The organism is Sorangium sp. So ce1335 (assembly GCF_051521615.1).
GTDB lineage: Bacteria > Myxococcota_A > Polyangia > Polyangiales > Polyangiaceae > Sorangium.
Genome location: NZ_CP150363.1, coordinates 10099837 through 10125190, shown reverse-complemented (window position 1 = coordinate 10125190; position 25354 = coordinate 10099837). Strand labels below are relative to the sequence as shown.

22 protein-coding genes are annotated in these 25354 nt (G+C 74.5%); 12 read left to right on the top strand and 10 right to left on the bottom strand.

What is annotated here, in order from left to right:
• Positions 1-216: 216 nt before the first annotated feature.
• On the bottom strand, positions 217-1512 hold the full coding sequence (gene metK / locus WMF24_RS37840; RefSeq protein WP_437732314.1) for a methionine adenosyltransferase: 1296 nt from the start codon (positions 1510-1512) through the stop codon (positions 217-219).
• 245 nt (positions 1513-1757) lie between these two features.
• Between metK and WMF24_RS37835 the strand changes: the two genes are divergently transcribed.
• On the top strand, positions 1758-2153 hold the full coding sequence (locus WMF24_RS37835) for a YbjN domain-containing protein (RefSeq protein ID WP_437732313.1): 396 nt from the start codon (positions 1758-1760) through the stop codon (positions 2151-2153).
• Between the two features lie 22 nt (positions 2154-2175).
• Here WMF24_RS37835 and WMF24_RS37830 read toward each other — a convergent pair whose 3' ends face one another.
• A complete protein-coding gene (locus WMF24_RS37830) occupies positions 2176-2544 on the bottom strand; it encodes a PDZ domain-containing protein (RefSeq protein WP_437732312.1) in 369 nt (122 codons plus the stop codon).
• A gap of 210 nt (positions 2545-2754) precedes the next feature.
• Positions 2755-3084, bottom strand: a complete 330-nt coding sequence (locus tag WMF24_RS37825) for a 2Fe-2S iron-sulfur cluster-binding protein (protein WP_437732311.1) — start codon at positions 3082-3084, stop codon at positions 2755-2757.
• 116 nt (positions 3085-3200) lie between these two features.
• Between WMF24_RS37825 and WMF24_RS37820 the strand changes: the two genes are divergently transcribed.
• A complete protein-coding gene (locus WMF24_RS37820) occupies positions 3201-4451 on the top strand; it encodes an NAD(P)/FAD-dependent oxidoreductase (RefSeq protein ID WP_437732310.1) in 1251 nt (416 codons plus the stop codon).
• A gap of 30 nt (positions 4452-4481) precedes the next feature.
• Here the strand turns inward: WMF24_RS37820 and WMF24_RS37815 are convergent, their stop codons facing one another.
• From WMF24_RS37815 to purQ, 3 genes are all read right to left on the bottom strand, one after another.
• A complete protein-coding gene (locus WMF24_RS37815) occupies positions 4482-5672 on the bottom strand; it encodes a DNA methyltransferase (protein WP_437732309.1) in 1191 nt (396 codons plus the stop codon).
• A 343-nt stretch (positions 5673-6015) separates the two neighbouring features.
• Positions 6016-6819, bottom strand: a complete 804-nt coding sequence (locus tag WMF24_RS37810) for a zinc ribbon domain-containing protein (protein ID WP_437732308.1) — start codon at positions 6817-6819, stop codon at positions 6016-6018.
• The gene (purQ, locus tag WMF24_RS37805; RefSeq protein ID WP_437732307.1) at positions 6816-7538 is read right to left on the bottom strand and encodes a phosphoribosylformylglycinamidine synthase subunit PurQ; all 723 of its coding nucleotides are present in this window, start codon (positions 7536-7538) and stop codon (positions 6816-6818) included. The genes WMF24_RS37810 and purQ overlap by 4 nt, the downstream gene beginning before the upstream one ends.
• Positions 7539-7631: 93 nt before the next feature.
• Here purQ and WMF24_RS37800 point away from each other — a divergent pair, with 93 nt between their 5' ends.
• Positions 7632-8240, top strand: coding sequence for a CPBP family intramembrane glutamic endopeptidase (locus WMF24_RS37800; RefSeq protein ID WP_437732306.1), 609 nt, complete (start codon positions 7632-7634; stop codon positions 8238-8240).
• A 1115-nt stretch (positions 8241-9355) separates the two neighbouring features.
• On the opposite strand, the gene WMF24_RS37795 is transcribed toward WMF24_RS37800, so the two are convergent.
• On the bottom strand, positions 9356-10696 hold the full coding sequence (locus WMF24_RS37795) for a response regulator (RefSeq protein ID WP_437732305.1): 1341 nt from the start codon (positions 10694-10696) through the stop codon (positions 9356-9358).
• A 167-nt stretch (positions 10697-10863) separates the two neighbouring features.
• Here WMF24_RS37795 and mnmA point away from each other — a divergent pair, with 167 nt between their 5' ends.
• The 7 genes from mnmA (at position 10864) to ftsH (ending at position 20014) form a co-directional block, all read left to right on the top strand.
• Positions 10864-12021 (top strand): tRNA 2-thiouridine(34) synthase MnmA, encoded by a 1158-nt coding sequence (gene mnmA / locus WMF24_RS37790; RefSeq protein ID WP_437732304.1) that lies wholly within the window; start codon positions 10864-10866, stop codon positions 12019-12021.
• The gene (locus tag WMF24_RS37785; RefSeq protein WP_437732303.1) at positions 12018-12671 is read left to right on the top strand and encodes a hypothetical protein; all 654 of its coding nucleotides are present in this window, start codon (positions 12018-12020) and stop codon (positions 12669-12671) included. The genes mnmA and WMF24_RS37785 overlap by 4 nt, the downstream gene beginning before the upstream one ends.
• 190 nt (positions 12672-12861) lie before the next feature.
• Positions 12862-15132: a protein kinase domain-containing protein gene (locus WMF24_RS37780; protein WP_437732302.1), complete on the top strand. Its 2271-nt coding sequence runs from the start codon at positions 12862-12864 to the stop codon at positions 15130-15132.
• Complete coding sequence (locus tag WMF24_RS37775) at positions 15132-16526, top strand: class I SAM-dependent RNA methyltransferase (RefSeq protein WP_437732301.1); 1395 nt, start codon at positions 15132-15134, stop codon at positions 16524-16526. Before WMF24_RS37780 ends, WMF24_RS37775 begins: the two co-directional genes overlap by 1 nt.
• 78 nt (positions 16527-16604) lie before the next feature.
• Entirely contained in the window at positions 16605-16880 is a 276-nt protein-coding gene (locus tag WMF24_RS37770; RefSeq protein WP_437732300.1) for a hypothetical protein, read from the top strand.
• Entirely contained in the window at positions 16877-17902 is a 1026-nt protein-coding gene (gene tilS, locus WMF24_RS37765; RefSeq protein ID WP_437732299.1) for a tRNA lysidine(34) synthetase TilS, read from the top strand. The genes WMF24_RS37770 and tilS overlap by 4 nt, the downstream gene beginning before the upstream one ends.
• A 165-nt stretch (positions 17903-18067) precedes the next feature.
• A complete protein-coding gene (gene ftsH / locus WMF24_RS37760; protein ID WP_437732298.1) occupies positions 18068-20014 on the top strand; it encodes an ATP-dependent zinc metalloprotease FtsH in 1947 nt (648 codons plus the stop codon).
• Between the two features lie 233 nt (positions 20015-20247).
• On the opposite strand, the gene WMF24_RS37755 is transcribed toward ftsH, so the two are convergent.
• The 3 genes from WMF24_RS37755 to WMF24_RS37745 all read right to left on the bottom strand — a co-directional run bounded on the left by WMF24_RS37755 (position 20248) and on the right by WMF24_RS37745 (position 23886).
• On the bottom strand, positions 20248-21711 hold the full coding sequence (locus WMF24_RS37755; protein ID WP_437732297.1) for an alginate export family protein: 1464 nt from the start codon (positions 21709-21711) through the stop codon (positions 20248-20250).
• Positions 21712-21907: 196 nt separating this feature from the next.
• A complete protein-coding gene (locus tag WMF24_RS37750) occupies positions 21908-22750 on the bottom strand; it encodes a hypothetical protein (protein ID WP_437732296.1) in 843 nt (280 codons plus the stop codon).
• Positions 22747-23886: a hypothetical protein gene (locus WMF24_RS37745; RefSeq protein WP_437738961.1), complete on the bottom strand. Its 1140-nt coding sequence runs from the start codon at positions 23884-23886 to the stop codon at positions 22747-22749. Before WMF24_RS37745 ends, WMF24_RS37750 begins: the two co-directional genes overlap by 4 nt.
• A 271-nt stretch (positions 23887-24157) precedes the next feature.
• On the opposite strand from WMF24_RS37745, the gene WMF24_RS37740 reads away from it, so the two are divergent.
• Together WMF24_RS37740 and WMF24_RS37735 are read left to right on the top strand one after the other, a co-directional pair.
• A complete protein-coding gene (locus tag WMF24_RS37740) occupies positions 24158-25141 on the top strand; it encodes a hypothetical protein (RefSeq protein ID WP_437738960.1) in 984 nt (327 codons plus the stop codon).
• A 12-nt stretch (positions 25142-25153) separates the two neighbouring features.
• Positions 25154-25309, top strand: coding sequence for a hypothetical protein (locus tag WMF24_RS37735; RefSeq protein WP_437738959.1), 156 nt, complete (start codon positions 25154-25156; stop codon positions 25307-25309).
• The last annotated feature ends 45 nt before the right edge of the window (positions 25310-25354 follow it).

Sequence of the window (25354 nt, the reverse complement as noted above, 5' to 3'; positions counted from 1 at the left end):
CAGCTCATCCCGGAGAAGGGCGGTGCTTTTTTGTGAGCCACGCGCCCACATCGTGGCACCGGCTTCCGGTACGGGTGCAGGATGCCCGCGGCGCTCGAGGCGAGGAGCGGCGCGTCGACAAAGCGCAGAGCGCCGGCGCTTCCACAGCGCCGGCGCTCTCGACCCCTCGCGGGGGTGCGTGGCTCCGCCCCGATCGCGTCGGGGCGTTCTGGACGATCAGGCCTCGGCGCCCACTTCCTTCTTGCCCTTGCGCTTCGGCTCCTTCTTGGCGGAGCCGTTCGGCTCCTTCTTGGCGGAGCCGTTCGGCTCCTTCTTGGCGGAGCCGTTCACCTTGGCGGGCACCGCGACGCCCGTCGGGCGCAGCAGGTCGTCGGCCATCTTGGCCGCGCGGTTCGTCTTCTCCCAGCTGAACTCGTCGCGCCCGAAGTGGCCGTACGCGGCCGTCTTGCGGTAGACGGGCTTCAGCAGATCGAGCTGCTCGATGATCGCCTTCGGCCGCATGTCGAAGTTCTGCATGATGTACTTCTCGAGCACCTCGTCGCCTACGCGGCCCGTGCCGAACGTGTTGATGTGCACGCCGACCGGCTGCGCGACGCCGATGGCGTACGCGATCTGCACCTCGCACCGCGCGGCGAGCTTCGACGCGACGACGTTCTTCGCGACGTAGCGCGCGTAGTAGCAGGCGGAGCGATCGACCTTCGTCGGGTCCTTGCCGCTGAAGGCGCCGCCGCCGTGCCGGCCCATGCCGCCGTAGGTGTCGACGATGATCTTGCGGCCGGTGAGGCCGGCGTCGCCGAACGGCCCGCCGACGACGAAGCGCCCGGTGGGGTTCACGTAGATCTTCGTGTTCCGGTCCATCAGCTTGGCCGGGATGGACTTCTCGATGATCATCGTCCGCACCGCGTCGACGATCGTCTTGTGCTTGACCTCGGGGCTGTGCTGCGTCGACACGACGACCGCGCTCACGCGCACGGGCGTGTGCTCCTCGTACTCGATCGTGACCTGGGTCTTGCCGTCGGGGCGGAGCCAATTGAGCTTCTTCGACTTGCGGAGATCGGCGAGCTTGCGCGCGAGGCGGTGGGCGAAGCTGATCGGCGCGGGCATCAGCTCCGGCGTCTCGTCCGTCGCGAAGCCGAACATGAGCCCCTGGTCGCCGGCGCCCTGCTCCTTGAAGAGGCCCTCGCCCTCGGTGACGCCGCGGGAGATATCGGGCGACTGCTTCTCGATCGCCGTGAGCACCGCGCACGTCTCGTAATCGAAGCCCATCGAGGCGTCGGTGTAGCCGATGTCCTTGATCGTGTTGCGCACCACGACCGGCATGTCGACCCACGCCGAGGTCGTGATCTCGCCGGCCACGACGGCCATGCCCGTCTTCACCAGGGTCTCGCAGGCGACGCGGGCCGTCGGGTCCTTCTCGATGATCCCATCGAGGATGGCGTCGGAGATCTGGTCGCACACCTTGTCGGGGTGTCCTTCGGTGACGGACTCGGAAGTGAACTGGTAACGGCGCATGAATCGCTCCTTCGGCGGACTCCTGATACGGGCCCGTACGCATAGTTCGAGCCCGGGGCACCGTCAACGCGAGCCGCGGCCTGTCACGGACAAAAGCGCCGGCCGGACGAGCTGCCCTCTGGAGCATCATCGTCCGCATCCGCGACCGCCGCCGCTCGTCCTGCCTGGCGGGCGGCCTGCGGCGCGACGGCGCGAGGACGGGCGCGCTCCCGGAGGCGCGCCTCCAGCGGCTATGATGCCGCGCCATGACGTTCGACGAGATCAGGGCCTGCCTCGAGCGCGAGGGCTGGGCCGTGGAGGTCGTGTCCAGCGACACGATGCGCAGCGACTTTCAGGGCGCCGAGCGCCTCTTTCCGCTGTTCGTGCGGCTGTCGCCCCCCTTCGTCGTGTTCGCGGTGATCCCGTTCGTCCGGCTCCCGGTGGACCCCGTGGACGGCGAGGCGATCGTGCGGCGCCTCCTCCGGCTGAACCGCGAGATCAACATGGCCAAGCTCTCGGCGGACGAGGAGGGCGACGTGATCCTGAGTGTCGAGTACCGCCTTCAGGACCTCGACCCGAGCGAGGTGCGCGACGCCGTCGACGTGCTCTCGTTCTATGCGAACAAGCACTATGCCGAGCTGCAGGAGCTCGGCGCGCCGTGAGGCGCGCCGCCGCGGCCGGCCCTCAAGGCACGATCCGCTCCTCTCGTGGCTTGATCCCCTCCTGCTCCCTCAGCGCGCCGCGCACGACCCGGACGCGCCGCACGTCGTTCCCGCGGACGACCGTGAGCTCGACGGCGCTGCCGACCGGCCCGCGGAGCCGATCGCGCACCTCGGTCGACGACAGATCCCGGACATAGACGCCATCGATCATGAGGATCTCGTCGCCCGGGACGAGCCCGGCGCGCTCGGCGGCGAGGCCCGGCGGCACGTCGCGCACGTGGAGCGCCTCCGACTCGTTGTCTCGCCCGAGGACGGCCCCGATGGAGCCGACGCTCGCGCTGCAACCGGCGGCCATGAGCAGGAGCGCCGCGCGAAAGGACCTGCTTGCCACGGCGACACCATAGCGCCCCGGGAGCCCGCGCAGGGCGCGAAGCGTCGCTCTCGGCCCCGAGAGCTCGCCGCGAGCTCGCCGCCTGCCGCTCAGTCCGGCGGCGTGCCCGGCGGCTGGAAGGTGCGCATGGAGGAGCCGCTCAATCGCTATTGACGCCGTGGCGGACTGGCTCGGTGTGCTCTCCCTTCATGCCGGCATCTTCTGGCACGTTCATCTCCCCCAGCTCCGTTCTCCAGCGCCGCCATCGACGCCGCGCAGCCGGATCAGCCCCGGGCCGGCGCGGAGCGCCGCCTTGCACGCGAGGCGGAGCTGCGGTGGGGCGCCGATGCGCTCGAGCAGATCGCGCTCGCCGCGCGCAGGCGGCTCGAGGAGCTGCGCGCCCTCGACGACCTCGACGAGGCAGGTGGCGCAGCGCGCGTCGCGGCACGAGAACGCGACCGGCGCGCGCGCGTCGTCGCAGACATCGATGAGCTTGCCGCCGTCGGCCTCGGCGGAGATGGCGGGGCCGAGCGCGCTCGCCTCGAAAACGACCGTGGGCATCGCCGCTCCCTCCTGCGCCCTCGCGCGTACGCTCCCGCCCGGTCGGCGGAGGCGCGTCCGGCGCCGCGCCGGGAGCGCATTTTCTCGGGCGTCTTCACGCATTATACGACGAGGTCATGACGGATCGCTGGGACGCAATCATCCTCGGCGGAGGGCCGGGGGGGTCGACGCTCGCCGCCTCGCTGGCCCGGCTCGGCCGGCGGGCCCTCGTGCTCGAGCGCGAGAGGTTCCCTCGCTTTCACATCGGCGAGTCGTTGCTGCCGCTCTCCCGCGAGGTGTTCGAGCGGCTCGGGCTCGACGAGAAGCTCGACGCGCGTTTCCTCCGCAAATACGGCGCGCGCTTCCTGTGCTCGTCGACGGGGCGGACGCGGACGTACAGCTTCGCCGACGCGTTCGAGCCGCGGTTCGAGTTCGCCTACCAGGTGCAGCGCGACGCCTTCGACGAGCTCTTGCTCCGGCACGCCGCGGAGCTCGGGGCGGAGGTCCGCGAGTCGTGGGAGGCCGTCGAGGTGGTGTTCGAGGGCCCCCGCGCGGTCGGGGTGCGCGCGCGGCCCTGCGCGCGCCCCGGCGCGGGCGACGTCGTCGAGCTCCGCGCGCCGGTGATCGTGGACGCGACGGGGCGGGACACGTTCCTCGCGTCGAGGATGCGGCGCAAGGCGCAGGTCGCCGAGCTCGACAAGACCGCGCTCTTCGCCCACTACGAGGGCGTCGCGCGCGAGGAGGGGATCCAGGAGGGCAACATCCAGGTGGTGATCTTCGATCACGGGTGGTTCTGGTTCATCCCGTTCCGCGGCGGGCTGACGAGCGTCGGCGCGGTGGTCTCGTCGCGCTGGATCCGCGGCCGGAGGAAGGGGGAGAGCCTCGACGATCTCTTCGATCGCACGGTCGCCGAGAGCGGCTGGGCGCGGGAGTTCCTCGCGAGCGCGCGCCGCACGAGGCCGGTGGGGGCGCTCGCCGACTTCTCGTACCGGATCGACCAGCTCGCCGGGGACGGCTGGCTCTTCGTGGGGGACTCCGGCGGCTTCCTCGACCCGCTCTTCTCGACGGGCGCGCACCTCGCCGTCAAGGGCGCGGATCTCGCGGCCACGGCGATCCACCGCGCGCTCGAGGCCGGGGACACCTCGCGCGCCGCGTTCGCGGGCTACGAGGCGGAGATCCGCTACGCGGTCGACCTGTTCCTCGGCGTCGTGCAGGGCTTCTACAAGGGGCACTTTCGCGAGACCCTGTTCGAGGCGAACCAGCGGCCCACGATGCGCAAGCTCATCACGAGCATGCTCGCGGGCGACGTGTTCCATTCCGAGCGGCGGCCGCAGTGGGCGTCGTTCCTGCGGCAGCACTACCCGCCGGAGCTGCCCGCCTTCGCGTGACGCGCGGCCGCGCGCGCCCTCGTCGGCGGGTCAGCCGCGGATCAGCAGGATGGCGTGCTCGTGTCGCGGGCGGCGCTGGAAGGCGCGCGCGGTGGGGCGGTGGAAGTGGGGGCGCGGCTGCGACGCGACCGCGCGGACGGTGAATCGCGCGCCGGGCGTGCTGGCCGCCGCCGCCCGGACCACGTCGACCGCGTAGACCGGCGCGCCGGCCACCACGCTGTCGGCGATGAGCAGCACGAGCGGCGCGCCGCTCCGCAGCGCGCGCGCGAGCGACGTGAGCACGCCGCCGAGCTCCTCGCGCCAGCGCGCGCGGCCGGCCTCCGGGCCGAGCGGATCGAGGTGCCGGCGGGCGCCGATCTCGTCCTGCTCGAAGCGGGCGCTGCGGAGCCGCAGCCAGCGCAGCCTCGCCTCGTGGTGGGCGAGGTAGTCGTAGACGCCCGGGTAGGGCGGCGAGGTGACAGCGAGGTGGACCGAGCCGGGCTCGACGCCGCGGAGCACGCGCGCGTCGCCCTCCTCGACGAGGGCGAGCGGGCTCGCCGAGAGCGGCGCGGCGACCTCGGCGAGCCGCCTGGCGAGCTCCTCGGCCTTGCGGACGAAGAGCCGCGCCGGGTAGCCGGCGGCGATGCGCCGCGGCAGCTCGTGCTCCGACGTGTCGGACGCGCGGCGGCTGAGCTTCGTGAGGATGGCCGAGAGGACGAGCTCGAGGTCCTCGCGCAGCGCGTCCGCGCCGTGGCCCGCGATGCGATCGAGGCCGACGCGGAGCCCGTCGAGCTCGAGGAGCACGTGCGGCTCGAACAGGGCGACGTCCTCCGGCCCGTACCTGTGGCTCGGCCCGGCGCGCGCCTTGCGGCGCTCGTCGGCCGCGGCCGCGACCTCGCGGGCGGCGGCGACGAGCCGCTCGCGCTCGCCCTGGGTGCTGCCCTGCACCTTGAGCCGGGCCAGGCGCACGGCGAGCGGGTTCGCGTCGACGCCGATCGCCGCCCGGCCCGCGAGCCGGGCCTCCACGAGGACGGTGCCGCTGCCGCAGAACGGGTCGAGCACGCGCTCGCCCGGCCGGGAGAGCCCCTCGATGAGGCGGCGGGCCGTATCCGGGTGCATCCGGGCCGGGTAGCTGTGGAACCCGTGCACGTGCGCGCGGGCCGCCTCCTCGGCCGTGCTCGAGCTGGCCACGTCGAGCGCGTGGGCGAGCATCGCGGCGTCGGCCGCGTCGCCCTCGAGCACCGTCGCGCCGCCGACGTTGGTCAGGGCGCGGCGCTCTGGCGGCGCGGCCGCTGCGCGGCGCTCTGGCGGCGCGGCCGCTGCGCGGCGCTCTGGCGGCGCGGCCGCTGCGCGGCGCTCTGGCGGCGCGGCCGCTGCGCGGCGCTCTGGCGGCGCGGCCGCTGCGCGGCGCTCTGGCGGCGCGGCCGCTGCGCGGCGCTCTGGCGGCGCGGCCGCTGCGCGGCGCTCTGGCGGCGCAGGCCGGACCGCGCCCGCCTTCTGCCCCGGACCTTGCGGCGGGAGATCCTGCGGTGGTCGACCCGCTCGCGGTGGACCTTGCCGCGGCGGACCTGGCTTTCGTTTCGGATCAGCGCTTCGTGGGGTCGACATGGGCGGTCCGTTGCGCCAGCGGCTCGGCGGCCTGTCCGGCGGCGAAGGCTTCCTCCTCGGCGGCGAGCGCGCGCGCCGCGGCCTCGGTCTCGCTCGACGGCGCCGGGCCGACGCGCAGCTTCGGCGCGTAGCCGAAGTCGCCCGCGGGGCTCACCGCGCCGCGCACGACGTCGTTCACCTCGAGCAGCGCGAGCAGCTCCTCGGCCTGCGACTCGCCGATGCGGAGGGTGGACGCGAGCGCGCCGGCGGTGAGCGGGCGCTCGGCCTGCCGGGCGACGTCGGACGCGACCGAGACCCAGGCGGCGTCGAGCGCGGGCGCGATGTCCTGGCCCCGCGACTTCGCCCGCCGGAACGCCCAGAGCGCGAACACCGCGACGGGCGTCATGGTCACCAGGCCCGCGGTGAACAGCCCGACGCTCGCGCTGAGGACGAGCAGCAGCACGGCGAACAGGAACAGCTCGAAGCCGAAGAGCGCGCTGGCCGCGATGCCCGCCGCGCGCCAGACCGAGCGCGCCGACGCCGCCGCGCGCGCCTTCTGGAGCAGCGGCACCTCGCGGCCCGACCGCTTGACGCGCGCGTCGGCGACGGGGACGCGCGGGCCGCCGCACACGTCGCACCGGAAGCGCAGCTCCGGGTGCGCGGAGACGCCGGCCACGCCGCTGCAGTGCGGGCACGCTTCCGCGCGCTGGTCCGCGCCGCACTGCGGGCAGCGATCGCTCCCTGGCGTGATCGCCGCGGCGCACACGCGGCAGCGGGGTGCGCCGGACGGCGCCTCGCTCACGGCGCGCTCGCGGCGGCCGACGCCGCGCGGGAGCCGCTCACGGTGCGCAGCACGGCGTCGAACAGGGCGCGCCCGTCCGCGCAGCCCTGGAAGGGCTGGCTCATCCGCTCGGGGTGCGGCATCAGCCCGAGCACGTTCCGCCGGGGTCCGCCGTAGATGCCGGCGATGTCCATGGCCGAGCCGTTGGGGTTCGCGTCGCCGCCGACCACCCCTTCGCGGTCGCAGTACTGGAGGGCGATGGCGCGCTCCTCGACGAGCTTCCGGAGCGTCTCCGGGTCGGCCTGGTACCGCCCCTCGGCGTGGGCGATCGGCAGGCGCAGCACCCGGGGCAGGCCGCTCGTGAACGGCCCGTCCGCGCGCGGGGTCACGAAGATGTCGCGGCACTCGAACCGGAGGTGCGCGTTGCGGGTGAGGGCGCCGGGCAGGAGCCCCGCCTCGGTGAGGATCTGGAACCCGTTGCAGACGCCGATGACGAGGCCGCCGCGCTCCGCGTGCCGGCGGATGGCGGGGACGATCTGGCTCGTGCGCGCGATCGCGCCGCAGCGCAGGTAGTCTCCGTAGGAGAACCCGCCGGGGATCGCGACGAGGTCGGTGCCTGCGGGGAGCTCGGCGTCGCGGTGCCAGGCGGTCGACGTGCGCACCTGCAGCACGTCGCGGAGGGTATGGATCATTTCGGCATCGGCGTTGGAGCCCGGGAAGATGACCACGGTCGCGTGCATGGCCGTCCACGTAGTCCGGTTGTCGGCGCTCGGCCAGGGGTCCTGAGGCTGCGCGCCGCTTCTCCGGGTTCTTTGGGCGTGCCATCATGGGGCATGGCGTCGCGATGGGCGCGGACCGGCCGAACCGACGCGACGTTGCGGGTCGCGTCCGGCTACCTCGTCCTCGCGGCGCTGGCGATCTCGCTGGCCGTGGTCCTGCGGGACGGGTGGCCCTGGATCCACCCGAGCCCGTGGCTGTCCTTGCGCCCGCCGACCGCGCTGCTGGCGAGCGCCGCGCTCGGCCTCGGGCTGGCGGCCGGCGTCGTCGTGACGACGCGCATCGCCGTGGCCCGGTTCGTCTGGGCGCGCCGCCTCCACGCCGAGCTTCGCCCGGTCGCGCGGGATCTGTCGTTCGGCCAGATCCTGCTCCTCGCGGCCCTCTCGAGCCTTGGCGAGGAGCTGCTCTTCCGCGGTCTCCTGACGCCGCTCGCCGGCGTGCTGCCGAGCGCGCTCGTCTTTGGCCTTGTGCACCAGATGCGCGGCCCGAGCCGCTGGGTGTGGGTGGGCTGGGCCGTGGCCGTCGGCGCGGGCCTCGGCGCCATCTTCGCTGCGACGGGCTCGCTCGTCGGCCCGCTCCTCGCGCACGCCCTCGTGAACGCCGTGAACCTGAGCTACCTGCGCGACCACGACCCGAGCGAGATGGAGCAGCAGCCGACGCTCTGAGGGCTCGTCGGGCGAGAGGGGTCGACCCCTGTCCGGGGTGGCCCTCCATCCGGTCAGCTCGCGATCGACCCCCATCCGAGGTGGCCGAGGGGGAGGGGCGAGGGGGGGTCGACCCCCATCCGAGGTGGCCGAGGGGGAGAGGCGAGGGGGGTCGACCCCCATCCGAGGTGGCCGAGGGGGAGGGGCGAGGGGGGGTCGACCCCCATCCGAGGTGGCCGAGGGGGAGGGGCGAGGGGGGTCGACCCCCATCCGAGGTGGCCGAGGGGGAGGGGCGAGGGGGTCGACCCCCATCCGAGGTGGCCGAGGGGGAGGGGCGAGGGGGGGTCGACCCCCATCCGAGGTGGCCGAGGGGGAGGGGCGAGGGGGGGTCGACCCCCATCCGAGGTGGCCGAGGGGGAGGGGCGAGGGGGGGTCGACCCCCATCCGAGGTGGCCGAGGAGGAGGGGCGAGGGGGGTCGACCCCCATCCGAGGTGGCCGAGGAGGAGCGCCTCGCGGTGATCAAGCCCGGTCGCTGCAAGCTGCTCCGCGCGACGGACGTCGCCGAGCTGGAGGACGAGGGCGTTCGCGTGAGCTGCTCGCTCGCCGGCGCCGCTCCATGCATCCAGCTCCGTCTGGTGCCGGAGGACGTGCGGTTCCTGCGCGAGGGGGCATGCGCGGACTTTGCGCTGCTGCTGGCCCGGGGAGACGACGCGTTCGAAGCGCACATCGTCGAGCTCAAGCAGTCCGTCGGGAAGGACACGTGGGAGCACGTCCAGAAGCAGCTCGAGTGGGCCGCCGTTTGGCTCCTGTGGCCACCTTCGACCTCCTCCGCGCGCGACCGCCGCCGCCATCTCGGCCCCCCTGGACGGCGTGAGCGCCGGCGGGGGGCTGTGCGCGGCGGCGGGCGGGCGGGCGCGGCGAGCACCGACCGAGGTGCCATCTGGTCTCAGGGGGCTCCACGTCTCAGGCGCGCCTTGTGTGGCGCGCGACGGAACGTCTCAGGTGGCGTGGCCCGAAGGGAGACATGCCGGGCGGTGTTCTCAGCGCAAGCTCTCCGGCCCCCGTCTTGGCGGATGGCCGAGCGCCCGCCCGCGCGCCGCCGCGCACAGCCCCCCGCCGGCGCGCGCTGCCCGGCTCAGCGCTTCTTCGTATCCGGCCGCGGCGGCCTGGGCGGCACTGGCCGTGGCGACTGTGGAAGGCCGCTCGTCCGCGGCGCGCTCTCCGCGCTTGCCGGCCGGGTCGCTGGCGGGGCGAGGGTCCCGCGGGAGCCCGCGCCTTCTTCGGCGCTCTCCGGCTGCCCCTCGCGGCCGGGCGACGCCGGCGGCGCCGTCGCCCGGCCGGACGGCGGCCGCGAGGCGGTCCGCCCCTGGCCGCGCGGCACCGTGGGCGGCTCGCTCTCCGGCCCGCGCTCCGGCCCGCGCCGGCTCGACGGCGGCTGGGCCATGCGGGCCAGCGATCGCAGCGTCGGCGGCGTCACCGGCGGCGCCGCCTCGAGATCGAAGCTCAGCTCGAGCGACGGCGGCACGCGCGGCACGTCCGCGATGGCGATCGCGCCGTCGGACGCCCTCCGCGGCGCGACGCTCGCCGGTCCGAGGCGCAGGCGCTCCTCGAGCGGCGCGCGCGACGACGGCGGCGCCACGTCGTCCAGGATGGACGACGGCCCCCCGAGCGCCGTCGTCCCCGTCCGGGGCTCGGCGCGGCGCCGCGACGGCGGCAGCTCCAGCTCGACGCGGGTGCTCTCGTCCTCCAGCCGGGTCGCCTCGAGCAGGTAGGCGGCGATGGACTTTCGCTCCGACGGCACCGGCCGGCTGCCCGGGATGAACGCGAACCGCCCGACCTTCCAGCCCAGCATGGTCCGGAGCGCCGCGAGCGCCGAGACGCGCGTGCCCCCCACGGTCCCCTGGACGATGCACCCCTCGGCGATGTCGAGCTGAGCGCGCCGCTTCTTGCTGGTGACCTCGAACACGCCCGACCGTCTTTCCATCTCGAGGACGGTGAGCACGGTCGCGATCGACATCTGGCTGAGGTCGCCCTCGATCGCCGTCTGGTCGACCGCGGCCGGGATCGACATGAGGCTGTCCCGCCGCTGGCGCAGCCGCGACGCCATCTGCACGAGCGCGTCGATCTGGGCGACGACCTCGCCGACCCGGAACGGCTTGGTCATGTAGACGTCGGCGCCCACGTGGAAGCCCTCCAGGCGGGACTGCTGGTCGTCGAGCGCGGAGAGGAACAGGAACGGGGTCACCGACACCCGGGACGGCTGGGTGCGCACGTTGCGCGCCACCCAGTAGCCGTCATGGTCGGGCAGGCCGATGTCGCAGACGATGCACTCGGGCTCCAGGGTGCAGGCGGTCGAGAGCCCGGCCTCCGCGGTGGAGCAGAAGATGACCTCGTACCCCGCCTCGCGGATCGCGGAGGCGAGCAGGTCCGCGACATACTCCTCGTCCTCGATCACGAGCACGACCCCGCTCGGCATCTGGCAGACGGTACACGCGCCCCGCGGGGGTGGCCAAGGGTGAATGGCGGAGAGCCGGTCCGATCATCTGCCTGCTTTGCCGCCGGCGCGACGCCGCCCGCGCGCTCGCCCGCGCTTTCGCCCGCGGCGCCCGACCGCGGCGGGGGATCCACGCTATAAGAACGGAAATGGCAAGTCCTGTCCGAGAGGCCGACGGCACGGTGCGGCCCGGCGAGCGGGCCTCCCCGGGGGCGCGCGTCTTCATCGCGATGAGCGGCGGAGTCGACTCCTCCGTCGCCGCGGCGCGCCTCTGCGACGCGGGCTACGAGGTCGTCGGCGTGACGCTGCACCTCTGGGACTACCCCGACGACGGCAGCGTGAAGAGCCGCTGCTGCGCGCCCGAGGATCAGCACGACGCCCGCAGGGTCGCCGACCACCTCGGGATACCGCACTACACGTTCGATCGCCGCGCCCTGTTCCGCGAGCACGTGGTCGATCCGTTCGTCGACGCCTACCTCGCGGGCGAGACCCCGAGCCCGTGCGTCGCCTGCAACCGCTCGGTCAAGCTCCGGGAGCTGTTCCCGCTGGCCGAGCGGCTGGGCGTCTCGTGGGTCGCGACGGGCCACTACGCGCGGGTCGTCGTCGAGGAGGGCCACGCCCGCCTCTACCGCGGCCGCGACCGGCACAAGGACCAGAGCTATTTCCTCCACATGCTCCGGCCGGACGAGCTGTCGCGGCTCCTGTTCCCGCTCGGCGACTCGACGAAGGAGGAGGTGCGCGCCGAGGCGATCGCCCGCGGGCTCCCGGGCGCCGAGAAGGGGGAGAGCCAGGAGCTCTGCTTCATCCCCTCCGGCCGCTACGCGCCCTTCGTGGCCGAGCGCGCCGCGGACCGGCTCCGGCCCGGCCCCATCGTCGATCGGGACGGCCGCGTCGTCGGCGCGCACGGCGGGGTGCACGGCTTCACGGTGGGCCAGCGCAAGGGCATCGGCGTCGCGCTCGGCCGCCCCGCGTTCGTCGTGGGCCTCGACGCGGCGTCCGGCGCGGTGCGCCTCGGCGACGAGGGCGACCTCTACGCCGCCGGCGCCGAGATCGACGACGCGGTCTGGTGCGACGACGCGGCCTTCCCGCTCGAGGCCGAGATCCGGGTGCGCGCGCGGCACGAGGCGGCGCCCGGCGTCATCGAGCGGCGGCGCGACCCCGCGACGGGCGCGGAGCGCTTCGTTGCCCGGTTCGCCAGCCCCGTGCGCGCCGTCTCCCCCGGCCAGATGGCGGTCGTCTACCGGGGCGACCGCGTGCTCGGCGGCGGCCGCATCAGGGCCGCCCTTCGCCCGGAGGCGCTGTCGTGAGGGCTCACCTCCTCGCGCCGCTCGCCTGCGCCGCCACGCTGGGCTGCTCGCTCGGCCAGGGCGAGGGCGAGGTCTACAGCTCGCTGCTGCGCGCGGCGGACTGCTGGAACGACAGCTACAACATGCGCCCCGACTTCTTCGCCGCGGTGCCCTACCGCAACACCCTCCAGATCCGGGTGCAGCGGGGCAGCGACCTGCAGGAGGTCTCGGACGGCCTCTCGGTCCTGATCGACGACGTCGACGCGATCCGCGGGGACGAGCAGGTGAACAAGCTCGACGTCGATCTGAGCGTCGGGCTCCCGCCCGGCGTCGAGCTGCCGGGTTCGCCGCCGCCGACGCCCAAGCCGGCGGGGCTCGCGCCGCTCGTGCACATGGCGCTTTACCTCCAGCGGTCCTGTCACAACCAGAACGTCGTGCTCTACGCCGTGGACGGGACCATCAAGTTCCAGGCGCTGTTCAGCGGCGATCCGAACGAGACGGACGCGGCCGACAAGTACACGGATGCGACGTTCGACATCTGGGTCGGCGACCCGCGCGACGCTGGTCTCGGCAATCCAGCGGACGCCATCCCACAGGAGCTCCTCTCACGGGTGACCGGTGCGTTCCGCTTTTACTTCGAGCGGGGACAACCCGGTCAGCCGTTCCCTTGATCTCGCCGCGACTCCGTCCTCGGTCTCTGGTGGTGTCCTACCTGTCAGGACAACAACCTTCAGCGACCTTCTGGATTGAAGCTGACCATCTGCCCGGTCACCCGGCCGAGACGACATGGCAAAGCGCCGCGAACTCGCGGTAAAGTAGTGACCGCTCATGCCCCAACCCCCGCCTCGACCCGCATCACGAATGGGCGGACCTCCAAGCCCCGGGTCGACAAATTCATCGCCTGACGCGCGCGCGAAGGAGCCCGAGAAGCAGCAGGGGACCTACTTCCTGGGCCGTTACCGCGTGGTCGACGAGATCGGGGTGGGCGGAATGGCGAGCGTTCACCTCGCTCGCATGGATGGCCCGGGCGGCTTTCAGAAGTGGGTCGCGATCAAGCGGATCCACCCTCATCTGGTCGAGGACGATCAGTTCGTCGACATGTTCCTCGACGAGGCGCGTATCGCCGCTGGCATCAACCACGCCAACGTCGCGCAGGTGTTCGACCTTGGAAAGGACGACAACACTTACTGGATCGCCATGGAGTACCTCCACGGCGAGCCGCTCCGGGAGGTGATGCGCCGCGCGGAGGAACGCCGGCTGCGCATCTCGCCCGAGCTCGCTGCGCGCATCTGCTCCGATGCCGCAGAGGGCCTGCACGCTGCCCACGAGCTGCGTGGGAAGAACGGTCAGCTGCTGGGCCTCGTGCACCGCGACGTGACCCCGCACAACCTGTTCCTCACCTATGACGGCTACACGAAGGTCGTCGATTTCGGCATCGCCAAGGTGGCCGACCGGCTGTCGTCCACCCGCGCAGGGACGCTGAAAGGCAAGTTGGCCTACATGTCTCCCGAGCAGGTGCGCGGCAATGACGTCGATCGCACAACCGACGTGTTCGCGCTCGGGGTCGTCCTCTGGGAGCTCACGACGAACCAGCGTCTCTTCCGGATGGACACGGATCTCGACACCCTCGAGAAGGTCCAGGCCTGCGTGGTCCCGCCGCCTTCGACGATCGTGCCCGACTATCCGATCGAGCTGGAGAGCGTCGTCATGAAGGCGCTCGCGAAGCACAGGCAGGATCGCTTCCAGACGGCGCGCGAGCTCTCCCGGGCCCTGCAGAGCTTCCTGATGAGGAGCGGGGTCTTCGTCGGCTCGGAAGAGGTCGCTCACTTCGTGCAGCAGGTGTTCGCCGACCGCATCCAGAAGCGCGAGGCGCACCTCGCGTGGGCGGCGGAGGTGACGTCCACGATCAACGTCGAGCAGGTGCGCGGGCGCCCCTCGGCGACGGCCACGGACAGCGTCGGGCTCCGCAGCCGCGGCCGGGAGCCCGAGCCGCCGCAGCGGCTCACGCCGCCGCAGCTCTTGCGGCACCGCGCCGCGCCGGCGAGCGGGATCGCGCCGGTCGGGCGCGCGCTGTCGAGGGACGCCGCCGACAAGCAGATGTCGGCCTCGTCGCTGATGGACGACGACGAGGATGTCCCGACCACGGTCGCGACGCGCGAGCACGCCGAGCCGGTGCGGCCTTCGTTGCACGAGCGCCCGACGGTGCGCCCCGCGGCCGGCGCGGCGCCCGGGCTGGCGCCTGCGCCGCCCCCTCAGCTCGCCGCCCAGCCCGGCCTCGTGGCCCGGGCCGACGTCCCGCCGCCTTACCCGAGCCCGCCGCGCGTCCCGGGGGGGCTCGGCCCGCCCTCGCCGCTGTTGCAGTCGCCCCCGTACCCTCCTCCGCTCGACCTCGACTCGGGCGAGCTCGCGCCGCTGCCGCGGCGGGGTCTCCTCGACAGGGAGCTCGACAGCCCGCTCGCGTCCACGCTTGCGCTCCCGCAGCAGCCCGCGCCCGCGGTTGCGCAAGGTCCGCAAGCCGCGCAGGTCCCGCAGTTCTCGCCGGCTCCGCAGCTCCCTCATGCGCCGAGCGAGCCTTCGCGTCGCGCGCAGGCGAACAGGGCAACGGTCTCCGGCGCGTCGCCGCAGCCGCACGCCGCCGCCCCGTACGCGCTTCCGTTCAACGGCCAGGCGCATGCGCCGGCAGCGCCTCCGTTGCCCGGCCGCTCGCCGTCGCCGGCGTTCCCGCCGCTGTCGTCGGCGACCGGGGGGCAGGCTCAGCCGTTCGCGCCCGCCGCGCCGGGGCAGCCCCCGCAGTCACAGATCGAGACGGCGCTGTCGCTGCCGCGCCCCGATCCGGCGGCCATCTGGGCCGCCACGCAGGACGCTGTGTCGAAGGGGAACGGCAGGAACACGCTCGTGCTCGTCGCCGTCATCGCCCTCACCGCGCTGTGCGTCATCGGCATCGGCGCGCTGATCTACATGAAGACGAGGACCGCGGAGCCCTTCCCCGCCCACGGGGGCGACGTGCTCCCCGCGCCGACCGGCCCGGCGGCGACCGGCGCGACCACCCCGGGCGGGCTGCATTCCGGCCTGCGCAGGCAGACCGCGGGGATGTCCCGGCCAGACGAGCCTTCGCGCGTTACGATGCGGTGATGAAGGGTGTTCACCGCCGCTCGAGCGGTGCCAGGGCGCGGCCCCGGACCGGCGAGCGAGCTCATCTACGCATCGACGCGCTGGCCGCGGGTGGCGCGGGCGTCGGCAGGCTCGCGGGCGAGGTCGTGTTCGTGCCGGCGACGGCGCCTGGAGACCTCGTCGAGGTCGAGCTCGACCGGAGCGCGCGCCCGGCGAGGGGCCGGCTGCTCCGCGTCGTCGAGCCGAGCCCCGACCGCGTCGCGCCGCCCTGCCGCTTCGCGGACACGTGCGGCGGCTGCGACTGGATGCACGTCCGCCTCGAGGCCCAGCAGGCCGCGCACGAGCAGATCCTCCGGCAGGCGATCGCGCGGGCGACCTCGCTCGCCGAGGCCGATCTGCCGCCGATCCGCCTCCATCCGGCCCCCCTCGCGCTCGGGTACCGGTCGCGGGCGAGGCTCTTCGCGCGCGCGGAGCGCGGCGAGGTGCGCGTGGGCTACCGCGCGCCGCGGACGCACGCCGTCGTGGCGGTCGATCGCTGCCTGGTGCTCGGCGACGCGATCGCGCCGCTCCCCGGCGAGCTGCCCGCGGTGCTCCGCGGGGCCGTCGGGGAGGGCGACGTCCTCGTCTCGCGCGGCGCGTCGGGCCGCCCGGTGGTCGAGATCCAGTGGCGCGGCCAGCTCCCGCCGGCCGTGTGGAAGCTGCTCGACGAGCGCACGGCGCGCGCCGAGTGGGCCGGCGCCCGCGTCACGCTGGACGGCGCGCGCGAGGCCGCCTCGTTCGGGGATCCGCGGACGACGATCCTCGGCGCGGACGGCTCGCCCTTGCTCCTCCCGCCGGGCGGCTTCGGGCAGCCGTCCGAGGAGGGCGCCGCCGTCCTCGCCCGCCGCGCCGCCGAGCTCGCCCACCTCGACTCCACCCGGCCGCCGCACCTCGTCGAGCTGTTCGCCGGCAGCGGGACGCTCTCCGTGCTCCTCGGGCGCGGCGCGCCGCGCGCTGCCGCGCCCGACGTCCCCGCCGATGCAGCTGCCCCGGCCCCGGGGCTCGCGTCCTTCACGGCGGTGGAGCTCTCGCCCGAGGCGGTCGCCTGCCTGCGCCAGAACCTCGCCGCGCGCGGCCTCGCCGGCAAGGTCATCGAGGCCGACGCCGATCAGCACCCGATCCCGGCGCGCACCGACGTCGTCGTGCTGGATCCGCCGCGCGGCGGGGCGCCCGGCGCGGCGCGCGCGATCGCGGCGTCGGGCGCGCGCGTCGTCGTCTACGTGTCGTGCGACCCGGCCACGCTGGCGCGCGACCTCGGCGTCATCCTCCGCGGCGGCTTCGAGATCACGGACATCGAGGCGGTCGAGCTCTTCCCCCAGACGAGCCACATCGAGTCGATCGTCCGCCTCTCCCGCTCCCGGCGCCCGGCGCGCTGAGCCCCGCCGGGCCCGGCAGGCGCGCCGCGCGCCACCGCCGGAAGCCCCTGCCCGGCGCCTTGCGCTACGCTGCCGGCGATGATTCACCCCCTCGACGACCGTCTCCGCGAGGAGGCGCGGCGTTATCGTCTCGTGTTCGCCTGCCCCGACTGCGCCTCGTTCGATCCGGCCGGGTCTGGCGCTGACGGCGAGGACGGCGAGGACGGCGGGGACGACGAGGGCGACGCGCGCGGCGCCGCGCCCCTCGGCCGCGCGCCGCGCTGCTCGCTCGGTTACCCGGTCGCGCCGCACGTGAGCCGGTCGCTCGACGATCGCGACGAGGTCGTCTTCTGCAAGGCGTTCGAGCTCCGATGAGCCCTCCTCCCGGACCCGCCCCGCCGCCCCGCCGGGGCCGGACGCACCCCCCGTCGCTGATCCGCCTCGCCGAGCGGCTGATCCGGGACGAGCGGCTGCTCGCTCGCGGCGACGTCGTCCTCTGCGCCTGCTCGGGAGGTCCCGACTCGACCGCGCTGCTGCACGTCCTCGCGATGCTCCGGCGCCGGATCGGCCACGAGGTCGTCGCGCACGGCGTCGATCACGGCCTGCGCGCCGCGGCCGCGTCCGAGCTCGCGATGGCGCGCGACGTGGCCGAGCGGCTCGGCGTTCCCTTCTCGACGACGCGGGTGGACGTCGCGCCCGGCGCGAACCTGCAGGCCAGGGCGCGCGCCGCCCGGTTCGCCGCGCTCGCGGCGGCCTCGGCGGCGCACGGCGCCCGCGCGATCGCGACGGGCCATACCGCGGACGACCGGGCCGAGACGCTGCTCCTGCGCCTGCTGCGCGGCGCCGGCCCGCGGGGGCTCGCCGTCCTGCCGCCGCGCGCGCCGCTCCCGCGCGCGGCCGCCGCCGCCGCGCGCAGCGGCGACGCGCCGGACGCGGCGGCGCAGATCGAGCTCATCCGCCCGCTGCTCCTGGCCCGCCGCGCCGATGTCCTGGCCCACCTCGACCGACACCGCCTGGCGTTCGCGGAAGATCCGAGCAACGCCGACCCCCGCTTCACCCGCGTCCGCGTCCGCCGCGAGCTGCTCCCGCTCCTCGAGGACCTGTCGCCGGCGATCGTCGAGCACCTCTGCGCGCTCGCGGACATGCTCGTCGCCGGCCGAGAGCGCCCCTCGGGCGGAGAGCCGGACGTCCTCGACGGCGGCGAGCCGCTGCCGGCTTCGCTGTCGGCCGCGCTGTCGATTCCGCTCGGTCGAGCGCAGCGGTTCGCGATCGAGCGGGCTCGCAAGCTAGGGCGGCCGGTGCGTGTCCTGGTTCGCGGCGGCGGGGAGATCGCCCTGGGCTTTCCAGAGGAGTCCAGCGTGCTTATCGAGGACAGGTCCGCTCGTCGCGGGGCCTGACCGCATGCACCCCCACCCGCGCCCCCTGTCGAGATCCCCTTTTTTCGCTGTGTCACCGCGGCGAGTACCCGCGGTCGACGACCGAGCTGTCGGGTGGCATGCTGACTGGAACACGCGTACAATTTCGGTACACGCCGGCTCGCCGCGCGAGCTTAGAGGGTCCTCGTGAAGCAATCGCACAAGACGCTGCTGCTCTGGGTTCTGCTGATCATGATGTTCCTGGCGATCTGGCAGTTCTTGAGCCCGGATCGTCCGCCCGCCACGCCCGTCGCGTTCAGCGAGTTCATGGCCCAGGTCCAGGTCGAGGCCAAGGACAGGGATCCGCACGTCGAGTCGGTCACGATCAAGGACCGCGAGTACACCTTCTGGGTCAAGGACCCGAAGAGCGGGGCGAAGACGAAGAAGGTCACGATCGGGCCTGACAACGCCGACGAGATCACGAAGACGATCGTCGACAACAAGGTCGCCGTGTACTTCGAGAAGGAGGAGGCGTCGCCCTTCTGGCCGGGGGCGATCATGTACCTCCTGCCGACGATCTTCCTGCTCGTGATGTTCTACCTGTTCATGCGCCAGCTCCAGGCCGGCGGCGGCAAGGCGATGAGCTTCGGGAAGTCGCGCGCGCGGCTGCTCAGCGAGGCGCAGAACAAGGTGACGTTCGCCGACGTCGCGGGCATCGACGAGGCGAAGGACGAGCTCGAGGAGATCATCGCGTTCCTCAAGGACCCGAAGAAGTTCCAGAAGCTCGGCGGCCGCATCCCGAAGGGCGTGCTCATGATGGGCCCCCCCGGGACGGGCAAGACGCTCCTCGCGCGCGCGATCGCCGGCGAGGCGGGCGTGCCGTTCTTCTCGATCTCCGGCTCGGATTTCGTCGAGATGTTCGTCGGCGTCGGCGCGAGCCGGGTGCGCGACCTGTTCGAGCAGGGCAAGAAGCACGCGCCGTGCATCATCTTCATCGACGAGATCGACGCGGTCGGCCGCCACCGCGGCGCGGGCCTCGGCGGCGGTCACGACGAGCGCGAGCAGACGCTGAACCAGCTCCTCGTCGAGATGGACGGCTTCGAGTCGAACGAGGGCGTGATCATCGTCGCCGCGACGAACCGCCCGGACGTCCTCGACCCGGCGATCCTGCGGCCCGGCCGCTTCGACCGCCGCATCGTCGTGAACCGCCCCGACGTGCGCGGCCGCGAGGGCATCCTCCGGGTGCACACGAAGAAGGTCCCGCTCGGCACCGACGTCGACATGGAGGTCCTTGCGCGCGGCACGCCCGGCTTCGTGGGCGCCGACATCGAGAACCTGGTGAACGAAGCGGCCCTGCTCGCGGCGCGCCAGGACAAGGACGTCGTGACGATGATCGACTTCGAGATGGCCAAGGACAAGGTGCTGATGGGCGCCGAGCGCCGCAGCATGGTCATCAGCGACGAGGAGAAGCGGACGACGGCCTACCACGAGGCCGGGCACGCGCTCGTCGCGAAGCTGCTCGAGAAGTTCTCGGATCCGGTCCACAAGGTGACGATCATCCCGCGCGGGCCGGCGCTGGGCCTCACGCAGCAGCTCCCGAAGGAGGACCGGCTCAGCATGTCGCGCGACTTCGCCAAGGCGCGCCTCTCGGTGCTCATGGGCGGCCGCGTGGCGGAGGAGATCGTGTTCGGCCAGTTCACGACGGGCGCGGGCAACGACATCAAGCAGGCGTCGAACCTGGCGCGGCGCATGGTGACCGAGTTCGGCATGAGCGACGTCATCGGGCCGATCTCGTACGGCGCGGACGAGGAGAGCGTGTTCCTCGGCCGCGACTTCACGAGCCGGCGCCGCGACTACTCGGAGACGATCGCCAACCAGATCGACGACGAGGTGCGGCGGTTCATCCTGGACGCGCACGCCGAGGCGCGGCGGCTCCTCACGGAGAACCGCGAGATCCTCGAGCGGCTCGCCACGGCGCTCCTCGAGCGCGAGACGCTGGACGCCGAGGAGGTCGACGCCATCGTCTCCGGCCGCGAGCTGCCGCAGCGCCAGCGCGTCGTGATCCCGAGCTACAGCGATCGCGATCGGGCCGCGAAGGAGAAGCGCCGCGCGGCCAGCATCTTCGGTACCCCGAAGCCCGCCCCCAGCACCTGATCCAGGGCAGCGCGCGGGGGCAGCGCCCGACCTCTCGGGCAGCCCCTGCGCCGCCGGCGCCGCGCCAACGACGGCGCGCGAGACGCTTCGAACCCCCGCAAACATCAGAGCAGCGACCCAGCACGGCGACGCGCGCCTTGCGCGCCCGCGGCTCGCCTCTCGCGTCAGGGCGCGCGCCGCGTCGTCAGGCCACCGACGTTCGCGTCGTGCGCGCCCGCGGCTCGCCTCTCGCGTCAGGGCGCGCGCAGCGTCGCCTGCAGGAACGCCCAGTGCTGCAGGTCGGCGGGGCGGCCCTCCTCGTGCGCGCGGTTCGCCTTCCTGAAGATCGTCTGGGCGCCGTCGCCGAAGAGGAACAGGCCGTAGCCGAGCGCGAAGCGCAGCGGCTCCCACGGCTGAAGCGAGAGCGAGACGTCGATCTCGTGGCCCAGCGTCCGGCTCTCGTTGTCGTCGGCGGCGCCGACGGGGACGAGGCGCGAGGTCACCCACCTGCCCCCGGGCGAGGCGAGGCCGACGAACGCATAGCCGGCGGCGACGGTCATCGTGTCGAACGGGGCGGCGCGGACGCCTCCGCCCGCCTCGATCACGTTGGACCACGCGTAGAGCCCCATGGGGCCATGGTTGGCCTGCGCGTCGGGCAGGATCGGATCGAAGCGGCGCTGCGTCTCGCCCACCTCGAGCGCGCCGTCGTCGCCCGTGGCGTAGGCGCCGCGGGCGCTGAACGTGAGGTGGGCGGGGAGGGCCGTCTCGAGCTCGGCGCGGGCGGCGGCCGCGAACGCGCCGAGCGGGCGATCGGCCGAGAACGTGGCGACGCGGCCGAGCTCGTACGCCCCCTCGACCGCGTAGCGGAAGCCCCTCCGATCGCCGGAGATGCGGGCGTCGAGGACGACGGTGTCCCCGGGCGTCAGCCAGCTCGGGCGCGGCTCCCGCGCGATGCGCGCGAGCGCCGTGGCCTCGAGGTGGAGAAGGGGAGCGACGTGCCAGATCGCGTTCAGGCCGTAGAGCTGGGTCCCCGTCCCGGCGGAGATGGGCTTGCGCGTCCCGGCCACCTCGGGCGGGGCGCCGCCCGGCGCGGCGAGGAGCACGGCGATCGCCTCGAGGTCGACGTTGCCGAGCTGCACCCCCGCGCGCACCCCGTCGAGCGAGCGCCCGGTGAGCGTCTCGTCGTTCGCCCCGATCAGGCGGCCGTCGCCCCACACGATCCGCTGCCGGCCCAGGCGCACGAAGGCGCGGCGCCCGGAGCGCGTGTGCGCATCGATGTAGGCCTCGTGAGGCGCCGTCTCCGGGAGCGCCGGCTCGCCCGTCCCGACGAACAGCGCGTCGTCGCTCCCCCAGAGCCGCGCGTCCTGCAGCGTGAGGACGCCCGTGATGGGGCCGTGATCGACGGCCAGCCCGAGGCGCGCGCGCTGGGCGACGAACCACTGGGTCCTGACGACGTTGCCGGTGTCGAGCAGCGGCGGCAGCGCGCCCCCGAAGCCCTCGGCGAGCACCGCGTTCGAGCTGTAGACGTCGCCGCCCGTGTCCACCGGGTACCGGCGGAACTCGCCGCGCAGCCGGAGCTCCACCGAGGGGCGGAACGTGAACGCGCCGAGGGTCACGCCCTCCGACTGCGGCGACGCCTGCGCCGACGCCGTCCGGGGCGCGAGCGCGACGAGCGCCGATCCCAGAGCGATGGAGGCGAACGGCAGGGATCGGATCATCAGCGGGAGAGCCGGAGCGCGGGGTCGTCGAGCGGCAGGAGTGCGGCAGGGCGCGCGGTGCTGGATCGGGCCGCGCTCCTGGATGCGCTCGCGGAGGATAGGCGTCCGGGCGCTCGTCGGACAAGTGGGGAAGCGGCGCTGCTCTCGTCCGACGGCGCCTGAGCCTGATTGGGCGACCCCTTGCGCGCGCCGGCGCTCAGGGATCGAAATCGTCCCCGTCGTGCGAGGGCGGGGGCGGCGGCTTCGGCGCGTCGCCCGCGGTGCTCCCGCGCTGCGGCGGCGCCTTTGCGCTGCCGGCCGGCCGCCTCGGCGGCGGTCGCTGAGCCGGCGCGCCGCGGCGTGCCGGCCCGGCGACCGTGTCGAGCGCGAGCACCAGGTCGAGCGCGAGCTTTGACGCCCTGCCGGCGTGCCGCTCCGCGAGCGCGCTCGCCTCGGCGAGCACGCGCTCGGCCGCCTCGAGCTCGCGCTTCACCTCGCGGCGCCGCGGGTCGCCCGCCAGCGCCTCGGCCGACGTGGCCGCGAGCGACGCTCGCATCTTCTCGAGCTCCGCGGCGCGCCTCGACAGCTCGCCGAGCTGCTTCGACGCCGCGACGGAGCTCTTCAGCGACGCCTCGAGCGCCTCGATGAGCTTCCTGTCGTCCTCGTCCAGCGAGCGTCCGCCCCGTGCGCTCACGAGCCGGGCCTCTGGCACGAGCTCGACCCGGAGCCGCACGCCCGACGCGCGCAGCTTGGCGGCGCGCGCGCGCGTCGCTTCGAGCGTCGCGTCGCCGCCCGAGCGCGGATCGAGCCCCAGCGCGCGCGCGAGCTCGGCCTGCCCCGCGCCGGCGAGCTCCTCGGCCTTCAGCGACGCCTCGCGGAGCTCCCGCGTGGCCTGGAAGAGCTCGTCGTAGGGTTGCCGGCCCGTGCGGAGGGCCCGCCCCTGCTCGAGCTGCGAGGGCTGCGCGGCGCACGCGGCGAGCAGGGGCGCCTGCGTCGCGACGAGCAGGAGCGCGAGCGCGGCTGCGCGGAGCCGGCCCGCGCGATCCTGGGTGCCTGTCATCCACATTGGAGGATGACCCCCCAGAGCTCGTAGCTCGCGGCGGGCTTCGAGAGGAACACGACGCCCACGTAGCCCGATCGCGGCACGACGCCGAGCACGCCCTGCCCGAAGTTGCCGGCCGGGGGCGAGAGCGCGATCGGATCTCCGATCGGGGCCAGGCTGGACGAGAGCGTCTGCGCGCGCATGGCGCGGCTCCCCGGCGGGCCTTCGGTCCACACGAGGAGCCAGCGGCCATCACCGAGCCCCGCGATGTCCGGCGCGAACGCGTCGCCCCCGGGTCCACCGGACGGGAGCGAGATCACCTGGGTCGAGCTGGGGATGGTGCCCGCAGGGGCCTGGCCCGCGCGGATCTCCCATCGCCCGTCCGCCGGCCGGTCCGCGAAGACGACGGCGAGGTCGCGCTCGTTCCAGCCGAGCGACGGCTTGCCGACAGCGCCTCCGGAGCCCGCCACCCGGGTGAGCTCGCCGGCGGGCTTGCGCTCGGCGTCGAGCCAGCCTGCCCACACGGCCTTTTCGCGGCGGAACGCGACCGCGTGGCCGCGTGAGCCGGCGGCGATCGCGCGCGGCGCCTCGAGCGGCTCGTCGCCCTGCACCGGCCACAGCGTGAGCGGCGCGGCGCCGGGGTTGTCGGCCGCCACGACGGCGCCGTCCGCCAGGCCGACGACGAACGGCGTGGGGCCCGGGACGTTGACCGGAGAGCGGATCGCCTTCTGTGCCGCCGTGAGCACGGTGAAGCTGTCGTCGACGGGCGAGATGCTCACGATGTCGGCGGCCTCTCGGTTCGAGAACCGCTCGTTGCGCTCGCCGGTCGCGGGGTCGACCTCGAGGCCGACGGCTTCCATGGAGCTCTTCGCGTAGCCCACCACGAGCTTGCCGTTCTTCGTCGCCGTGACCTCGAACGGGATGCTCTTCGCCACGAGGGGCGCCCATTGCTGCGGCTGGCGCGCCACCCAGCAGGGCTTCGGCGGCGCGGGGATCGCGGAGCGCGCGATGTCGTTCGCGGCGCCGAGCGCGGCGCGCGCGGTCCCGACCGGCGCGCTCCGGGGAGCCGCCGCGGAGAGGCGGCCCGCGAAGAAGGCGACGACGCTCATGAGCAGCGCCGCCCCGCCGAGGCCGATGAGCGAGGAGACCGGCACGGGGATCGCCGTGGAGGGCGTCCTGCGGTCGCCCTGTGCCAGAGGCCTCGACCCTCCCGCGGGGGCGGGCTGAGCGCGCCCCGCAGCGAGCGCGCGGGGGGCGAGCGCTGGCGGGCCGTTGGTCGAGCCCGCGACGGAGCTGCGCTCGCCTTGCTGGACCGGCGTCGGGGGAGCGTCGGCGCCGGCCGCGCCGCGCTGCGCGCCCTGGAGCCCGGGCAGCACGCCCGGCGATGATCGCGCCGCCGGGCGCCCCTGCGGTGCGCCCGGGCCCATGCCCGCCGAAGGGATCGTCGCGTACTCGCGGCGCCCCTGGGCGCCGTCTCCGGACGCGGGGGCGCCGGGCAGCGGGGAGCGCTTCGTGTCGTCGGGCGCGGGCGCCGCGGCGCGCTCCTTCGTCTCGCCGCTCTGCAGCGTGATCGAGGGCTCCTGGACCTCGCCGCGCGCGCGGCTCGACGACGGGTCCCGCCCCTCGTTCGCCGTCGCGTCGTCGGCGCTGCGGGGCAGGGGAACGTCCGGGGGCGCCGCGGGGCTCGCGGGTCGAGGTCCTGGGGGCGCGAGGGGCGTGGCGGCAGCGCTCGAGACGTGCGCTGCGTCGGCGGAGGTCGCGGAGGCGGCCAGGGGGGCCGGCGCCGCGGGCTGCGGCGTCGCGCGGGGCGCGTCCGCGGGGGGGAGAGGCGGCGGCGCGGGCAGCGATCCGAGGCGGACGAGGGCCTTTGCGCCGGCCGCTGTCTGGGCCGGGGACTCGGGGGCGCGCGCGATCGCGGGCTTCCTTGCGGGGACCGCGGGGAACCGGACCGGAACCGGAGGCGGCGGCACCGAGCGCCCCGCGGCGGGCGCGGGGCGCCTCGTGGCCCCGCTCGAGCTGGACGGCGGCGCCGGGGGGACGGGCTTGCCGGCGCCCTGCTCCGCGCTGCCGCCGGCCGCGCCGTCGCGCCCCGGGGTGCTCGGTGAAGCGCCGGCGGGTGCCGGGTCGCGGCTGGGCGGGCGGGGCGGCGGATGGGGCGGCCTCCCGGCGGCGCGCGAGGCCGAGCTGCCCGCGGCCCTCGGCGGCGCGCCCGGCCTGCTGGGCGCGGCCGTGCCTCTCGTCCGCGTCGGCGCGGCAGGTCCGTCGCTCGTCGCCGCGCCGGCGCCGCCTGCGTCTGCGGCCGGGCGATCACCGGCCGAGGTCTCCTCGCGCTCTTCCGACGCCGAGGGGAGCTTCGGTGCGCGGGGGATCACCGCGGCTTCCACGTCGCCCGCGGACGCGCTGTCGTAGCGGGGGAGCTGCGTGATCGCCCGGGCGACCCCCGCGTCGAACGTCCCTCCGGCCGCCGGCACGACGATCGGCGCGCTCGGCCCGCTGGCCGGCGCGCTCGCCGGCACATCGACCCCCGCGAGCGTCCTCATGGACTCGCGCTTGCGTGGCGGCGGGGGCGGCGGGTGAGGTCGCGACGTCGCCCGGCTCGCCTGCGTGGGCGGCTTCTGCTCG

Excerpts from the sequence above, each read along its gene's own strand:
- metK (WP_437732314.1), bottom strand. The coding sequence starts at position 1,512 with ATGCGCCGTTACCAGTTCACTTCCGAGTCCGTCACCGAAGGACACCCC.
- WMF24_RS37835 (WP_437732313.1), top strand. The coding sequence starts at position 1,758 with ATGACGTTCGACGAGATCAGGGCCTGCCTCGAGCGCGAGGGCTGGGCC.
- WMF24_RS37825 (WP_437732311.1), bottom strand. The coding sequence starts at position 3,084 with ATGCCCACGGTCGTTTTCGAGGCGAGCGCGCTCGGCCCCGCCATCTCC.
- WMF24_RS37820 (WP_437732310.1), top strand. The coding sequence starts at position 3,201 with ATGACGGATCGCTGGGACGCAATCATCCTCGGCGGAGGGCCGGGGGGG.
- purQ (WP_437732307.1), bottom strand. The coding sequence starts at position 7,538 with ATGCACGCGACCGTGGTCATCTTCCCGGGCTCCAACGCCGATGCCGAA.
- WMF24_RS37800 (WP_437732306.1), top strand. The coding sequence starts at position 7,632 with ATGGCGTCGCGATGGGCGCGGACCGGCCGAACCGACGCGACGTTGCGG.
- WMF24_RS37795 (WP_437732305.1), bottom strand. The coding sequence starts at position 10,696 with ATGCCGAGCGGGGTCGTGCTCGTGATCGAGGACGAGGAGTATGTCGCG.
- mnmA (WP_437732304.1), top strand. The coding sequence starts at position 10,864 with ATGGCAAGTCCTGTCCGAGAGGCCGACGGCACGGTGCGGCCCGGCGAG.
- WMF24_RS37780 (WP_437732302.1), top strand. The coding sequence starts at position 12,862 with ATGGGCGGACCTCCAAGCCCCGGGTCGACAAATTCATCGCCTGACGCG.
- WMF24_RS37775 (WP_437732301.1), top strand. The coding sequence starts at position 15,132 with ATGAAGGGTGTTCACCGCCGCTCGAGCGGTGCCAGGGCGCGGCCCCGG.
- WMF24_RS37770 (WP_437732300.1), top strand. The coding sequence starts at position 16,605 with ATGATTCACCCCCTCGACGACCGTCTCCGCGAGGAGGCGCGGCGTTAT.
- tilS (WP_437732299.1), top strand. The coding sequence starts at position 16,877 with ATGAGCCCTCCTCCCGGACCCGCCCCGCCGCCCCGCCGGGGCCGGACG.
- WMF24_RS37755 (WP_437732297.1), bottom strand. The coding sequence starts at position 21,711 with ATGATCCGATCCCTGCCGTTCGCCTCCATCGCTCTGGGATCGGCGCTC.
- WMF24_RS37750 (WP_437732296.1), bottom strand. The coding sequence starts at position 22,750 with ATGACAGGCACCCAGGATCGCGCGGGCCGGCTCCGCGCAGCCGCGCTC.
- WMF24_RS37740 (WP_437738960.1), top strand. The coding sequence starts at position 24,158 with ATGCCCGCCGAAGGGATCGTCGCGTACTCGCGGCGCCCCTGGGCGCCG.